Origin of the sequence: Rhodococcus olei (assembly GCF_039540555.1) — a bacterium.
GTDB lineage: Bacteria > Actinomycetota > Actinomycetes > Mycobacteriales > Mycobacteriaceae > Rhodococcus_G > Rhodococcus_G olei.
Genome location: NZ_BAABFB010000050.1, coordinates 284,144 through 299,209, shown reverse-complemented (window position 1 = coordinate 299,209; position 15,066 = coordinate 284,144). Strand labels below are relative to the sequence as shown.

General features: G+C 71.0%; 11 protein-coding genes. 6 read left to right on the top strand and 5 right to left on the bottom strand.

Annotated elements, in window-relative coordinates; genetic code table 11:
• Positions 1-14: 14 nt before the first annotated feature.
• On the bottom strand, positions 15-1,241 hold the full coding sequence (locus ABD951_RS16945) for a polysaccharide biosynthesis protein (RefSeq protein ID WP_345347262.1): 1,227 nt from the start codon (positions 1,239-1,241) through the stop codon (positions 15-17).
• A 129-nt stretch (positions 1,242-1,370) separates the two neighbouring features.
• A complete protein-coding gene (locus ABD951_RS16940) occupies positions 1,371-3,725 on the bottom strand; it encodes a sulfatase-like hydrolase/transferase (protein ID WP_345347259.1) in 2,355 nt (784 codons plus the stop codon).
• A 139-nt stretch (positions 3,726-3,864) separates the two neighbouring features.
• Between ABD951_RS16940 and ABD951_RS16935 the strand changes: the two genes are divergently transcribed.
• Positions 3,865-5,730 (top strand): MmpA family trehalose lipid delivery protein, encoded by a 1,866-nt coding sequence (locus ABD951_RS16935; RefSeq protein WP_345347256.1) that lies wholly within the window; start codon positions 3,865-3,867, stop codon positions 5,728-5,730.
• Here the strand turns inward: ABD951_RS16935 and ABD951_RS16930 are convergent.
• Positions 5,659-6,903, bottom strand: a complete 1,245-nt coding sequence (locus tag ABD951_RS16930; RefSeq protein ID WP_345347253.1) for a glycosyltransferase family 4 protein — start codon at positions 6,901-6,903, stop codon at positions 5,659-5,661. The genes ABD951_RS16935 and ABD951_RS16930 overlap by 72 nt on opposite strands.
• A gap of 128 nt (positions 6,904-7,031) precedes the next feature.
• Between ABD951_RS16930 and ABD951_RS16925 the strand changes: the two genes are divergently transcribed.
• The 4 genes from ABD951_RS16925 (at position 7,032) to ABD951_RS16910 (ending at position 11,575) form a co-directional block, all read left to right on the top strand.
• Positions 7,032-7,802 carry a class I SAM-dependent methyltransferase gene (locus ABD951_RS16925; RefSeq protein WP_345347250.1) on the top strand — a complete coding sequence of 257 codons (771 nt, stop codon included), beginning with the start codon at positions 7,032-7,034 and terminating at the stop codon, positions 7,800-7,802.
• A 52-nt stretch (positions 7,803-7,854) separates the two neighbouring features.
• Complete coding sequence (locus ABD951_RS16920) at positions 7,855-8,742, top strand: ROK family protein (protein WP_345347247.1); 888 nt, start codon at positions 7,855-7,857, stop codon at positions 8,740-8,742.
• 150 nt (positions 8,743-8,892) lie between these two features.
• Positions 8,893-10,065, top strand: a complete 1,173-nt coding sequence (locus tag ABD951_RS16915) for a phosphotransferase family protein (protein ID WP_345347244.1) — start codon at positions 8,893-8,895, stop codon at positions 10,063-10,065.
• Positions 10,066-10,126: 61 nt separating this feature from the next.
• Positions 10,127-11,575, top strand: coding sequence for an aldehyde dehydrogenase (locus tag ABD951_RS16910; protein ID WP_345347241.1), 1,449 nt, complete (start codon positions 10,127-10,129; stop codon positions 11,573-11,575).
• On the opposite strand, the gene ABD951_RS16905 is transcribed toward ABD951_RS16910, so the two are convergent.
• Together ABD951_RS16905 and ABD951_RS16900 are read right to left on the bottom strand one after the other, a co-directional pair.
• Entirely contained in the window at positions 11,538-12,233 is a 696-nt protein-coding gene (locus ABD951_RS16905) for an enoyl-CoA hydratase-related protein (protein ID WP_345347412.1), read from the bottom strand. The genes ABD951_RS16910 and ABD951_RS16905 overlap by 38 nt on opposite strands.
• A 41-nt stretch (positions 12,234-12,274) precedes the next feature.
• Complete coding sequence (locus ABD951_RS16900; protein WP_345347409.1) at positions 12,275-13,846, bottom strand: AMP-binding protein; 1,572 nt, start codon at positions 13,844-13,846, stop codon at positions 12,275-12,277.
• 197 nt (positions 13,847-14,043) lie between these two features.
• On the opposite strand from ABD951_RS16900, the gene ABD951_RS16895 reads away from it, so the two are divergent.
• On the top strand, positions 14,044-15,027 hold the full coding sequence (locus ABD951_RS16895) for an NAD(P)H-dependent flavin oxidoreductase (protein ID WP_345347406.1): 984 nt from the start codon (positions 14,044-14,046) through the stop codon (positions 15,025-15,027).
• The last annotated feature ends 39 nt before the right edge of the window (positions 15,028-15,066 follow it).

Genomic DNA, 15,066 nt, shown 5'->3' with positions numbered 1-15,066 from the left:
GATGTCACATTCGGTCACTCAGGGGTACCCGATGTGACATCGGGGAACCCGCGGGAGGGGCCGGCGACGCCGCGAAGGACGAGCAGGCCGGCCGCGGCGGCGGTGAGGGCCGCGGTGGTTGCGGCGACGGCGATCAGCTGCTGCATCGTCGACACGACCGTGAGGATCAGTGCCACCTCGACGGCCAGACCCGCCCATGCGACAAGCGCCAGCCGGGTCCGTTCCCGGGCGATCGCGGACAGCAGTGCGCCCTGCAGCACGGCCAGGCATCCACCGCTGAGGGCGAACGCCCACAGCAGTCCCCGCACCGGCGCGTAGTCCTCGCCGAGCACGGCCGGGACCAGCGGCGCGACCGCCGCGGCCGCGGCGACGGTGACCGCCCCGATCCCGACCAGCACCCCGAGCGCGGCGCGGACCGCCCGCCCGGAGTGGTCGGGACTCGCCATCTTCGGGTACAGCACCACCCCGACCGCCGCCGGCAGCCAGAACGCGACCTTGGTCGCGACGGCGCCGAGCGCGTACTGCCCGGCCTGCTCGTCCCCGAGCACGACCCGCGCGAGCAGGACGTCCACCGACGACAGCACCACCAGGGCGAGCTGCACCTGCGACGCCCGCAGCACCGCCGCGACACCGACGGCCGCGCGCGGCTCGTCGGAATCGGTGCCGCGGCCGGTGAGCACTCGGGCGACGGCGGCGACCGCACCGGTCCCGACCGCCGACGCGGTGAGCGCGGCACCGGGACCGCCGCCGAGCGCGAGGACCGCGACCGCGGGCGCGACCTTCCCGAGACCGGCCGCGGCGAGCAGGGCGGACAGCCTCCCGAACCGTCCCGTGCCCTGCAGCAGGCCCTGCTCGCCGGCGAGCAGCACGAGCAGGGGCGCGGTGAGCAGTGCGGCGACGGTCGCGCCGGTACCCGTGCCGAGAATCGCGGCGATCGGCGCGACGAGCAGGGCGGCGAGGACCGCGACGATCACCGCGCACCGGGTTTCGAGGCGGCGCAGGGTGGCGGCGTCGCGGCCGAGCACCACTTCGCGGGCGACGACGGTCTGCAGCGCCAGCGCCGGAACGGCGAGCACGAGTTGGGAAGCGGTCAGTGCGGCGAACTCGCCGTACCCGGACGGTCCGAGCCACGCGGCCGCGACCAGCGCCAGCAGGTAGGACACCGCGTTCGCCGTCATCGACCCCGCGGTCACCATCGTCATCCCGGCCACCGCGGACGTCGTGGCGGGGCGAGGTGTCATCCGCCCATGATCGCACCGGGTGCGTCTCCCCGACCCGTCCGGATACCTGGCCACACGATCGCGGCCGGCGGAGTCGGCGGTCCTCGTGTGTGCTCTCGGAGGCGTGTCCGGGTTCGGCGTCGGCGGGTGTCAGTCGATCATGAACCAGCCCCGGACCTGTGCCTCGTGGTCGACGTAGCGTTGCCCGGACACGTCGACCACAACCTTGTCGATGGTTCCGCCGGTGAACGGGAACGGTGCGGTGTAGTCGGCGGTGACCGGGGAGGCGCTGTCGCGTCCGACGCAGATCCCGTCGCCGACGAGACAGAACACGCCGGGCTGGGTGACGATGTCGCTGCTGGCCACCTGCTGGTCGTCGAGGTAGAGGTCGAGGGTGCCGGCGAATCCGGGCATCGCCGGGTCCTCGTTCCTGCCCTTGACGGTGAATTCGGCGGTGCACACGTGGCCGCCGGGGGTGATGTCGCGGTCGGCGGTGACGTCCTCGGCACGGGTCCCGAGCCAGTTGAAGGTGTACCGGAGTCGGTGATCCTTGACGTACAGGCTGTGTCCGCCTGCCACGCCACCGTGCGCGAAGAGCACCCCCTCCGCGTCCGGCGTGTCGACATGGACTCCGGCGGCGATGGTGAAGGAGCGGCCGGTGATCGCGGCACCCGCGCTTTCAGGGACGTCCGCGCAGTTGGGGTAGTAGACGTAGCGGTCGCGGCGTTTGCCGGGGTGCGGGCGGTCGGCGAGGACCTGTTCGAGGGCGTTGCGGTCGTCGAGGGGGAGGCCGTTGAAGATGCCGGCGTAGTAGAACCAGAGTTCCTTCATCTCGGCGAGTCGTTGCGGCTCGGTGTCGGCGAGGTTGTGGAGTTGGGCGCGGTCCTCGTCGAGGTGGTAGAGCTCCCAGACGTCGTGGCCGAAGTTGCCCCAGCCGGAGATGGGCGGGTGTAGCGAACAGGCGAGCCACCCCTCGTGGTAGAGGGAACGCTGGCCGAGCATCGCGTAGAACTGAGTCTCCTTCCCCGGAGCGGCGGGGTCGGTCAACGACGCCGCGAAGCTCTCGCCCTCGATCGGACTCTGTGTGTAGCCCTTGAGCACCGCAGGCGGTTCGACGCCGAGGAGCTCGTAGATGGTGGGCACGACGTCGACCGCGTGAATGTACTGGTGCCGCGGTTCGGTGTCGTGCGGCAGCTTCGCCGGCCAGGACACCATGCACATGTCGGCGATACCGCCCTCGTACCCCGCCCACCGTTTCCAATACGGGAACGGGGTGTCGAACGCCCACGCCCATCCCGTGTTGTAGTGGTTGTAGGAGGCGGGGCCGCCGAGTTCGTCGAGGTGAGGCAGCGTCACCTCGGTGGTGTCGGCGACGCCGTTGAAGAACCGCCATTCGTTGAACGACCCGTTCGGGCCGCCCTCGCCGCTGGCGCCGTTGTCGGAGATCACGATCAGCAGGGTGTTGTCGAGTTCCCCCGAGTCGGCGAGGAAGTCGATCACCCGGCCGAGCTGATCGTCGGCGTAGGAGATGTATCCGGCGAACACCTCGGCCATCCGGATGAACAGGCGCTGTTCGTCGGCGGCGAGCGAACCCCAAGGGCGCACGGTGTCGAGGATCGGCCAGAGCTGACCGTCCGGGCCGGTGGTGTGCGGCTCCCCGTGGGGGTTGATCGGCGACAGCTCGGTGTCCGCGGGCAGCAGGCCCAGTTCCTTCTGGCGGGCGAGGATGTCGGCGCGGATGGCCTCGTAGCCCTGATCGAACCTGCCCTTGTACTTGTCGGCCCATTCCGCGGGGACGTGGTGCGGGGCGTGCCCGGCCTGCGGGGCCAGGTACATGAAGAACGGTTTGTCGGGGTCGACCGCTTTGGCGTCGCGGATGAACTCGATCGTCTTGTCGGACAGGTCCTTCGACAGGTGATAGCCGTCCTCGGGCGTTCCGGGTGCCTCGATGGGGTGGTTGTCGTAGACGAGGTCGGGGTACCAACTGTTCGACTCTCCGCCGAGGAAGCCGTAGAAACGCTCGAAACCGCGGCCGAGCGGCCACCGGGTCTTGACCGCCGACAGGTTGCATTCCTCGTTCGGGGTCAGGTGCCACTTGCCGACGCAGTAGGTGTTCCAGCCGCGTTCGGCCAACACCTCGGAGATGAATCCGTTCTCGAACGGGATGTGGGTCGAGATGCCGGGGAACCCGGAGCTGAGTTCGGCGACCGTCGCCATCCCGTTGGAGGTGGCGTTGCGGCCGGTCAGAAGCGAGGCGCGGGTAGGCGAACACAGCGCCGTGGTGTGGAAATTCGAGTAGCGCACGCCCGCGTCCGCGATACGCCGCATGGTGGGGGTCTCGATCGGACCGCCGAAGACGTCCATGCTGCCGTAGCCGACGTCGTCCCACGCGACGATCAGCACGTTCGGGGCCCCGTCTGGGGCCCGGGCGGGCAGGTACGGTGACCAGTCCGCCACCGAGTCTCGAATGTCCACCGCGATCTTGCCCTGACGGTTCGTGGCCATGACGGCACTCCTCCTCCGGTCGACGGCCGGGTGCGCACTTTCGGCATACGGGGAACCCCGTTTCATCGTCGTCCCCGCCCCACCGGGCGTCCACCCCCGACACGCACACGCCGCGAAGGGGTTGTCTATGGTTCGATCCATGATCGTGCGGCTCCCCAGGCTCTCCCGGGCCACCGAGCCCACGGGGCTCGTCCGCGCCGCCGTTCCGGTGTACAGCCTGGCGTTGTCGTTGCTGATCCTCGGTCCGCTGCTCGGCCCCGGGTACCTGCTGCTGCGGGACGCGGTCAGCACACCGAGGTCGTATCTCACGGATTCGGCGCTGGGTCTGTCGGACGCGGCGGCCCGGGCGGTGCCGCAGGACGCGGTGATCGCGGTGGCGTCGACGGTCGTCGACGGCGGTGTCCTCGTCAAGGCGATCCTGCTGGTCGCGTTGTGGGCGGCCGGGTGGGGTGCCGCGCGGATGGTCGCCGGGATGCTGCCGGGCGTCGGACTCGGTGGCCGGCTGCTGGCGTCGACGGTGACGCTGTGGAATCCATACGTCGCCGAGCGGCTGCTGCAGGGACATTGGAGCCTGCTCACCGGATATGCGGCGCTACCGTGGATCGTGGTGGCGGCGTTGCGAATTCGCCGCGCGGGCTCGGTGCGGGCCCCCCTGCTGTGGGCGCCGCTGGCGCTGCCGCTGGCCGCGGCGGGGCTGACACCGACCGGTGCCGTGCTGGCCACCGTCCTGACGCTGGTGCTGCTCGCCGCGCCGGGTGGCCGGTCCCGGCGGGGTCCGAGGGTCGCGGTTGGTGCACTGCTCGCGGCCCTGGCCTCGGCGCCGTGGCTGACCGCGACCGCCCTGTCCGGCGCGGGCGTCGCCGGTTCGGACGCGTCGGGGGTCGCGGCGTTCGCGGCCCGCGCCGAACCCGGCCTCGCGACCCTCGGCAGCCTCGCCGGGCTCGGCGGCATCTGGAACGCGGACGCGGTCCCGGACAGCCGGACGACGGCGTGGGCGGCGGTCGGCACGGTCGTGCTGCTGGCGGTCGTGGTGAGCGGACTGCCCGCGTTGTGGCTGGGGGCACCTCCCGCGTGCGGGGGACGGCGCCGCAACCCGGTGCTCGTCGCGCTGGCCGCGCTCGCGGCGGTGGCGGTGGTGCTGCCTGCGCTCGCGGCGACCGGCTGGGGTCTGACCGCGGGCGAGTGGGCGATCGCGCGCGTGCCCGGCTTCGGGTTGCTGCGCGACACCCAGAAGTGGGTGGCCCTCGCCGTGCCGTTCTACGCGCTGGCCGCCGCGGCGGGGGTGCCCGCGCTCGCGCGTCTGGGCCGGCGGGTGTTCACGCCGGAACGCGCGCCGGGCGGCGAGCGGACCCGGGTCGTGTCCGCGGTCGCGATCGTCGCGGTGCTGGCGGTGTTGCCGGACCTGGCGTGGGGCGTCGGGGGTGCGCTGCGCCCGGTGCACTATCCGCCGTCGTGGGGTCGTGTCGCGGAGCTGCTGGACGGCGCCGACGGTGACGTCGCGGTGCTGCCGGCGGGCACGTTCCGGCGGTTCCCGTATTCGGGGACCGCGCCGGTGCTGGACCCGGCGCCGCGGATGCTGCCGGCCGACGTGCCCCAGACCGGCCGCCTGCTCGTCGTACCCGCGGAACCGACCTTCACCGGCCCCGGGTACATCGACATCAGCGGCGAGGGCGGCCGGGCCGCGGAGATCGAGCTGGTGCTGATCGGCGGCGGGGCCCCGGAGGACCTCGCCGCGCTGGGAGTCGGCTGGGTGCTCGTCGAGGACGACACGCCCGGTCTGCCCGGCAACACCGAGCTGCTGGACCGCCTGGAGCGGGTCCACACCGACGAGCACCTGACGCTGTACCGGGTGCCGGGGGATCCGGTCCCGCGGCCGGACCGTGTCGCCGCCCGGGTCGCGCTGGCCACGACGCACCTGGCGTGGGCGGCGCTGCTAGCCGGCGGCGCGCTCGGTTGCGTACTCGGCCGGCTCCGTGACCGCCGGATCCGCGCCGATCAGTCCTGACACGTGCCGTCCCGCCGCGGTCGCGGCGAGCACGTCGTGGACCCCGGACGCGGTCTGGTCCCACGAGAACTCGGCGGCCCGGACCCGCGCCTTCTCCCCCAGCTCCGTGCGGTACTCGGCGTCGAGCAGCAGCACCTCGACAGCCCCGGTGAGCGCGGCGACGTCGTCCCCGGCACCGGCGGGGTCGGCGACGACGTCGCCGACGACGAGCCCGGTGACCCCGTCGACGATGGAGTCGGTCAGGCCGCGGGAGCTGCGGTAGCCGACGGTCGGGACGCCGTGCTGCGCCGCCTCGATGACGGCGAGCCCCCACCCCTCCTTGCGGGAGGGCATCACGTGCACCCAGGCGCGGGAGAGCAGCTCGTGCTTGCGGTGCTCGGACACGTGGCCGTGGAAGGTGACGGCATCGGCGATCCCGAGGGCACCGGCGCAGTCGCGGAGGTTGTCCTCCCACCAGCCGCCGCCGACGACGTCGAGGTGCAGTCCGGGGATCCGGGTGCGCAGCGCCGCGACCGCGGTGAGCGCGTCCTCGATCTGCTTGTGCGGCACCAGTCGGGAGAGCACGCAGATGCTCGGGTGCGCGGTGCGGGTTCCGGTGTCGCCGACCGGCGCGGTCACGGGGACGGGGTCGACTCCGTTGCGGACCACGGCGACCCGGTCGCGGTCGACGCCGAGCGCTTCGAGTTCCTCCGCGGACGGCAGCGACACCGTCAGGTACTGGTTGCGGCGGTGCACGCGCGGCGAGAGCCGCGACTCGACCCACCAGCCGATCCGCCCGATCAGGCGCCCGGCGACCGGCCACTGCTCCCGGTGGCAGTGGTGCACGAGCACGGTGCCGGGGGCGCCGGCGACCAGACGCGCGAAGAACGGGATGCCGTTCTGGGTGTCGATGACGGCGTCGGGCGCGATGCCCCGGAGCGGTCCGAATCCGAGCCGGCCGGCGGCGATCGCGGCGAGGGCCCGCGGGTACACGGTGAACCGGCCGCCCCCGCGACTGATCCGGATGCCGTCGACGACCTCCTCCTTCGCGGCGCCCGGGTAGGCGGCGGTGCGGAGGGTGACGGTGATACCGCGCGCGGCGAGTCCGGCGCCGACCTGTTCGAGGTAGCGTTCGCTGCCGCCGCCCTGCGGGTGCCCGGTGTCCCGCCAGCACAGCAACAGAACCTCGCGCACGGCACTACTCCTGGACGTCGGGTGTGTCGACCGCGGCGGCGGCCGCTGCACACCCTATCGGCTTTGCGTCTGCCGCTGTTGCACTCCACCCCACCGCATCGGCGGCCCGGTCGATAGGGTGGCACCTCGTGACCGCGCTGCCCGTGACCCGCATCTTCGCCCGCCGGGCGACCCTCCGCAGGTCGGTGAGCCTGCTGTCGGACTTCCGGTACGAGCAGACCGATCCGGACCGGTTCTACGGTGCGCTGGCCTCCGATTCGCTGGAGCTGATCGCCGACCTCCACGCCGGCGCGACCGGCCGGTCCCTGGACGGGGTGACCGTGCTGGACGTCGGCGGCGGCCCCGGCTACTTCGCCGAGGCGTTCCGCGGCGCCGGAGCGACCTACGTGCCGGTCGAGCCGGATCCGACCGAGATGCACGCCGCGGGCCTGCCCGCGCACGGTGGCCTCCGCGGGTCGGGGATGGCGCTGCCGGTGCGGGACGCGGCCGTCGACGTCTGCTTCTCGTCGAACGTCGCCGAGCACGTGCCGGAACCGTGGACGATGGCCGACGAGATGCTGCGGGTGACCCGGCCCGGTGGGCTGATGGTGCTGTCGTACACGCTGTGGTGGGGTCCGTTCGGCGGCCACGAGACCGGACCGTGGCACGCGTTCGGCGGCGAGTACGCGGCCCGGCGGTACGCCCGCAAGCACGGCAGGGAACCGAAGAACCGGTTCGGGGTGTCGCTGTTCGACGTCGGTGCGGCCGAGGGACTGGCGTGGGCGCGCGCGACCCCGGACGGCGAGCTGCTCGCCGCGTTCCCCCGCTACCACCCGCGCTGGGCGTGGTGGCTGGTCCGGGTGCCCTGGGTGCGCGAATTCCTGGTCTCCAACCTCGTGCTCGTCCTGCGCCGGCGCTAGGCGTGTCCCCCGAATCCGGCCGGTCGCGGCGGAGATGCCCTACCCTGCGGCGATGACCGCACTCGCCCTCGACATCGGCGGCACCAAGTTCGCCGCCGCGTGCGTGCACCCGGACGGCACCCTGACCGGCGAACGCCGCGTCCCGACCCCCGGGTCGGGCGTGTGGACGGCCGCGGCGACGCTGCTCACCGACGTCGCGGAGGGTCGGCGGGTGCAGCGGGTCGGGATCGCCTCGGCCGGCCCGGTCGACGTCGCCGCCGGCGTCGTCGGACCGCTGAACATCCCCGAGTGGCGCGACGGCTTTCCGATCGTCGACGCGGTGCAGTCGCTGTTCCCGGAGGCCGACGTCTCCCTCGCGATCGACGGGGCGTGCGCCGCGCTCGCCGAGTACCGGTTCGGCGCCGGCCGCGGGACACCGAACCAGATCGGGATGATCGTCTCGACCGGGGTCGGCGGCGGTGTCCTGCTGGACGGGCGGATCGCCGGTGGCCGGACCGGCAACGCCGGACACATCGGGCACGTGGTGGTCCCGGGCGCCGACGACGCGCTGTGCGCGTGCGGTGGTCATGGCTGTCTGGAGGCCGTGGCGTCCGGGCCGTCGGCCGTGCGGTGGGCGAACGCCCACGGCTGGCCGGGATCGACGGGACTCGAGCTGGCGGGGGCCGCGGTCGCCGGGGACGAGGTCGCGCTCGCGGCGCTGCGCCGGGCGGGGACGGCGGTCGGGACCGCGGTCGCGTCGACCGCGGCGCTGCTGGACCTGGATCTCGCGGTCGTCGGCGGTGGCTTCGGACAGGCCGGTGCACCGTTGTGGGAGCCGATGCGCGCGGCCGCGCGTCGGCACGCGCGGCTCACGTTCGCACGCGACCTCCGGCTCGTGCCCGCGACGCTCGGCGGGCGGGCGACGCTGATCGGTGCGGGCCTGTTGACGCAGGTCGACTGACCGATTTCAATTTCGATACACGCTCAACCGGAAATGGGGCTGATTTACCCCGCGGAACTCTGTAACGTGTTCTAGTGTGCTTCTCACCACACCCAGCCTCGACGGTCGCCGGACCTCCGGCGCCCGCGAGGACGACGGAACGAGGGCACCGTGAGCGCAGCTGAAACAGCATTCGGCGAAGGTGACAACTACTCCGAGGTCGCGCGGCCGACCGAGTCGCGGCGCGAGCCCGGGCAACTCCGCGAGGACCTGCAGGCCTGGCTGGCCGGGCGCCTCGACGCGGGAGCCGATCCGCAGGTCACCGACGTGCACGTACCCGAGGCCAACGGCATCTCCAGCGAGACGGTGCTGTTCGACGCCGAGTGGACCGAGTCCGGCACCCGCCGCGTCCATCCGCTCGTCGCCCGCATCGAACCCGCCGCGACGTCGATGCCGGTGTTCCCCAGCTACGACATGGGCGCCCAGTTCGCGGTGATGAAGGCCGTCGGCGAACTCTGCTCCGTACCGGTACCGACCACGTACTGGTCCGAGTCCGATCCGACCGCGCTCGGCGCACCGTTCTTCGTGATGCAGCGCATCGAGGGCGAGGTCCCGCCGGACGTGATGCCGTACAACTTCGGCTCCTGGCTGTCCGAGGCGACGCCCGAGCAGCGACGCGCACTGCAGGACGCGTCGGTCGAGGTGCTCGCGCAGCTGCACGCGATCCCGCACCCGGCCGATCACTTCGGGTTCCTGCGCCTGCACGACGCCGGATCGAGCGCCGAGGAGTCGTTCCGGGCGCATCTGGCCCGCCAGCGCGGCTACTACGAGTGGGCGACCGCCGACGGGCCCCGCTCCCCGCTGATCGAGCGCGCACTGGACTGGCTCGAGGCCAACGTGCCCGCCGACCCGTCTCCCGCGGTCCTGTGCTGGGGCGACTCCCGGATCGGCAACATCATGTACCGGGACTTCGCGCCGGTCGCGGTGCTGGACTGGGAGATGGCCGCGCTCGGTCCCCGTGAGATGGACGTGGCGTGGATGGTGTTCCTGCACAGGTTCTTCGAGGACCTCGCGTCGATGGCCGGACTGCCGGGCCTGCCGGACTTCATGCGGCGCGAGGACGTGACCGCGCGCTACGCGGAACTGACCGGCCACACCCCGGAGAACCTCGACTACTACAGCGTCTACGCCGCCCTGCGGCACGCGACGATCATGTTCCGGGTGCAGAGCCGCGCGATCGCGTTCGGTCAGGCCGCGCCACCCGCCGACCCGGACGACATGATCCTCCACCGCCCGACGCTCGAGGCCATGCTCGACGGCACGTACTGGGCCCGGGTGCCGTGACACCCGGGCCTACCCCCGACCCCCGACCATCGACGGAATCCGCACCAGCAAGGAAGAACTGATGACCGACTACGACAAGCTCTACATCGGCGGACAGTGGGTGGCACCGTCCACCGACGAACGCCTCGAGGTGTTCTCGCCCGCGACCGAGGAGCGGGTCGGCAGCGTGCCGGTCGCCGCTCCGGCCGACATCGACGCCGCGATCGCCGCCGCCCGCACCGCACTGGAGTCGGGTCCGTGGCCGCAGACGACGCCGGCGCAGCGGGCCGAGATCCTGACCAAGGCCGCCAAGCTGATCGAGGAGCGCTCCGCGGAGCTGATCCCGGTGATCTCGTCCGAGATGGGCGCGCCTGCCCCCGGCGTCGAGATGATGCAGAAGGTCCCGTCGCTCGCGGTGTTGAACACCTATGCGGCGATCGCGGAGTCGTTCCCGTGGGAGGAACAGCGCACCGGTCCGTTCGGTGTCACCAAGGTCCTGCGGGAGCCGGTCGGCGTCGTCGGCGCCGTCATCGCGTGGAACGTGCCGGTGTTCCTGCTGATCAACAAGCTCGCCCCGGCGATCGTCGCGGGCTGCACGATGGTGCTCAAGCCGGCGCCCGAGACGCCGCTGAGCGCGAACGTCATCGCCGAGATCTTCGCAGAGGCCGGGCTGCCGGAGGGCGTGCTGTCGATCGTGCCGGGCGGCGCGGAGACCGGCGAGTACCTGATCTCGCACCCCGACGTCGACAAGGTCACCTTCACCGGCAGCACCGCCGTCGGCCGCAAGATCGGCGCGATCGCCGCCCAGAACCTCAAGCGGTGTTCGCTCGAGCTCGGTGGCAAGTCCGCCGCGATCCTGCTCGAGGACATGGACGTCGCGGCGACCATGCCGATGCTGGTGATGTCCGGCCTGATGAACGCGGGCCAGGCCTGCGTCGGTCAGACCCGCATCCTGGCACCGCGCTCACGCTACGACGAGATCGTCGAGGCGATGGTGAACTTCGCCTCGTTCATGCCCGTCGGCATGCCGGACGACCCGGCCGCGCAGCTCGGCCCGATGATCACCGCGAAGCAGCGCGAGAAGGTGCTCGGCTACATCGAGAAGGGCAAGGAGGAGGGCGCGCGTGTGGTCCTCGGCGGCGGCGTTCCGGCCGCCCTCGACAAGGGCTACTTCGTCGAGCCGACCATCTTCGCGGACGTCGACAACTCGATGACGATCGCGCGCGAGGAGATCTTCGGACCGGTCCTGTCGGTGATCCCCTACGACAGCGTCGAGGAGGCCGTCAAGATCGCCAACGACTCCGACTACGGCCTCGCGGGCTCGGTGTACACCACCGACATCGACAAGGGCATCGAGATCGCCAGGCAGATCCGCACCGGCACCTTCGGGATCAACTGGTACGCCTTCGATCCGGGCTCGCCGTTCGGCGGGTACAAGAACTCCGGCATCGGCCGCGAGAACGGACCCGAGGGCATCGACGCCTTCTGTGAGCTCAAGTCCGTGCTGATGCCTCCCGGCTACGGCATGTGATCCTCGACTGATCCCGAACGCGCGCCGCACCCCGAAAGGTGCGGCGCGCGTTCGCCGTTTCGTGGGTGTCTCGTCGATCACCGTCGGCACGTGAACGCGTCACGCGACGGCGCTCGATCCGATCGCCGGGTGGGCTGCGACTACTGGTCGCGCCGGCCGGCAGGTCGGCGAAGACATCGGGGCGATCGGAGCTGACCCGGTCGACGAACTCGGGATCGCGCTTGTCGAAGAACGCGGCGAGGCCCTCACGGAAGTCGTTGCTCGTGCCGCGCACGTTCAGCGCATGCGTCTCGATCTCGTGCGCCCGCATCGGGTGATCCAGTTCCCAGGAGCACCAGAGCATCTGCCGGGAGAGCGCGGCGGAGACCGGCGCCGTCCGGGTCGCGATCTGCCGCGCGATCGCGTAGGCCTCGTCGAGCAGCGACTCCGGTGGTGCACCGCGTGCACCAGGCCCTTGGCGTGCGCCTCCTCGGCTCCGACGAGTCGGCCGGTCATCACCCATTCCAGCGCGGTGAGTCATTCCGACGATGCGCGGCAGGAACCAACTCGAGCACGACTCCGGGACCAGGCCACGCCGAGCGAACACGAAACCGAGGGTGGCCTTCGAACTGACCGGACGGATGTCGGCGGGCAGGGTGAAGGTGATGCCACCACCGATCGCCGCACACGAACGGGCACAGGCTCGACCGGTGTCGCCGGTCAGACGGGCTGAACCTGCTCTCGCAGGCTGTTCTTGAGAACCTTGCCGGATGCATTGCGGGGAAGGGCCTGCACGATCCGCAGTTCGGTCGGAAGCTTGTACCTTGCCAGCGATGCCGCCGCCCACTCGCGGAGGGCGGTGATGTCGAGCGGGGCGGAGTTGTCCCGGAGGACGACGAAGGCGACCGGCGTCTCGCCCCACACGTCGTGGGCCCGGCCGACGATCGAGACCTCGACGATGTCGGGGTGCGCGGCGAGGACGTTCTCGACCTCGGAACAGTAGATGTTCTCGCCGCCGGAGATGATCATGTCCTTCGCGCGGTCCACGACGTGGACGAACCCCTCCTCGTCGACCCGGACGAGGTCTCCGGAGTGGAACCATCCGCCCCGGAAGGCGTCGGCGGTAGCCTCCGGCTTGTCCCAGTACCCGAGCATCAGTCCGGGACCGCGGTACACGATCTCACCGACCTCGCCCGGTGCCACGTCGTCCATGTCCGGGTCGACCACCCGGATCGCGACGGAGGTAACGGGCCGGCCGACCGAACCGAGCTTGCGGATCGCATCCTTGCCCTGCAGGACGCAGGTGACCGGCGACATCTCGGTCTGGCCGAAGAACGCGACGTTCATCGCGCCGGGGAAGGTCTCGTCCATCTGACGCAGCAGCGTGTCGGTCGCCGGCGCGGCGCCCCACCCCAGGACACGCAGCCGGTCGAGCGTGCGGCCGGTGACACCGGGCTCGGCGCAGAGCGCCTGCCATTGCGTGGGCACCAGGAAACAGCTTGTGACACCTTCGTTTTCGATCGTGTCCAGGATCTCGCCCGCGGCGAAGGCGCGGGTCGGATGGAGGACGACGGTACCGCCGACGAAGAGCACCGGGGCAACCGTCCCGACCGCGGCGATGTGGAACAGGGGCGAGGCGATCAGGCTGACTTCGTCCTCGTCGACGTACTGGAAGGCGCGCATCAGAGTGATTCCCTGCGCCTGCAGGTTGAGGTGGGTCAGCACGGCACCCTTGGGTTTTCCGGTGGTGCCGGAGGTGTACATGATCAGGGCCGGCGTGTCCTCGGGGACGTCCGGCAGCGCGGCGGAAGCAGGCACCGGCTCACCGACCAGGGTGGAATAGAGCTCGAATCCCTCGGAGTTGGCTTCGACGGCGATGACCTCGGGGCGTTCGTCGAGTTCCTTCACGGCGGCCGCGATGATCGGTGTGCCGATCTCGTCCCCGACGACGATCTTCGAGCCGGAGTCGGCGAGGATGTAAGCCACTTCGGGCCCCGTCAGGCGGAAGTTGACCGGAACCGCGATCGCGCCGAGAAGATTCGCGGCGAGCAGGGTTTCGACGAACTCGGGACGATTGCCCGTGACCAGGGCCACGCGGTCGCCGAACCCGACACCGCGTGACGCGAATCCGTTCGCCAACGCGCGGACCCGGTCTCGGAGCTGCACCCACGTCGTGGTGGACCCGTTGAACCGGATCGCCGCGCGGTCGCCGAGTGTCGCGGCATGCCGCTCGACGTGGTTCATCCAGTGTGCCCGCCGGGCGAGATGAGGCTGTTCGGCGGCCGTGGTCATGGAGTGCACGTGATTTCACCTTTCGCGTGGTGCCGACGCCAACGGTTCGGCACCGTGTGACCTGAATCGCACTCCGACCATTCCTACCAGAGCCGACTTAGCGTGCGCTAGCTATTGTTGACGGTTGCCTGCGCCCGCCACGTCGTGATAGGCAGTTAGCGATCGATAGGTAACTGGCTTGCCGAACCATCGGAGGACTGTTGAGAACCCCATTCACCGACGTCTTCGACGTCGAACATCCCATCGTCCAGGGCGGCATGCAGTGGGTCGGCCGCGCACCACTCGTCGCGGCCGTCGCGAACGCAGGCGCGCTCGGTATGCTCACCGCCCTGACGCAGCCGACCCCCGAGGCGCTCGCGCAGGAGATCGCGCGGACCCGTGAACTCACCGACAAGCCGTTCGGCGTCAACCTCACGATTCTGCCGTCGATCACGCCGCCTCCGTACGAGGAATACCGACAGGTCATCATCGAGTCCGGCGTCAAGATCGTCGAGACCGCCGGTTCCAACCCGGCCCCGCACCTGCCGAGCTTCCATGCCGCGGGGGTCAAGGTGCTGCACAAGTGCACCAGCGTCCGGCATGCGGTGAAGGCTCAGGAAGTCGGCGTCGACGGCATCAGCATCGACGGCTTCGAGTGCGCGGGCCATCCCGGCGAGGACGACGTTCCCGGCCTCGTCCTGATTGCCGCGGCAGCCGAACAGATCACGATCCCGATGATCGCCTCCGGCGGCTTCGGCGACGGACGTGGCCTCGTCGCAGCGCTTGCGCTCGGAGCCGACGGCATCAACATGGGCACCCGCTTCATGTGCACCGAGGAAGCGCCCATCCACCGGAACATCAAGGAGGCGATCGTCGCCGGCAAGGAGACCGACACCGAACTGATCTTCCGGCCGCTCCGCAACACCGCGCGCGTCGCCCGCAACACGGTCAGCCGGGAGGTCGTCGACATCTTGAACCGCGGCGGCCGGTTCCCGGACGTCCAGGCCCTCGTCGCCGGCAGCCGCGGGCGGCTGGTCTTCGAGAACGGCGACACCGAGGCCGGTATCTGGACGGTCGGTACGGTCCAGGGAATCATCCACGACATCCCCACGGTCGGTGAACTCGTGGAACGCATCGTCGCCGAGGCGGAGGGTCTCATCTCCCGGCGGCTCGCGGGCATGTTGGCACCGGTGAGCGTCTGAAACAGCTCCCTTCGGGAGAAGCGCGCGGCAACCGACCCC

Excerpts from the sequence above, each read along its gene's own strand:
- ABD951_RS16945 (WP_345347262.1), bottom strand. The coding sequence starts at position 1,241 with ATGACACCTCGCCCCGCCACGACGTCCGCGGTGGCCGGGATGACGATG.
- ABD951_RS16940 (WP_345347259.1), bottom strand. The coding sequence starts at position 3,725 with ATGGCCACGAACCGTCAGGGCAAGATCGCGGTGGACATTCGAGACTCG.
- ABD951_RS16935 (WP_345347256.1), top strand. The coding sequence starts at position 3,865 with ATGATCGTGCGGCTCCCCAGGCTCTCCCGGGCCACCGAGCCCACGGGG.
- ABD951_RS16920 (WP_345347247.1), top strand. The coding sequence starts at position 7,855 with ATGACCGCACTCGCCCTCGACATCGGCGGCACCAAGTTCGCCGCCGCG.
- ABD951_RS16910 (WP_345347241.1), top strand. The coding sequence starts at position 10,127 with ATGACCGACTACGACAAGCTCTACATCGGCGGACAGTGGGTGGCACCG.
- ABD951_RS16900 (WP_345347409.1), bottom strand. The coding sequence starts at position 13,846 with ATGACCACGGCCGCCGAACAGCCTCATCTCGCCCGGCGGGCACACTGG.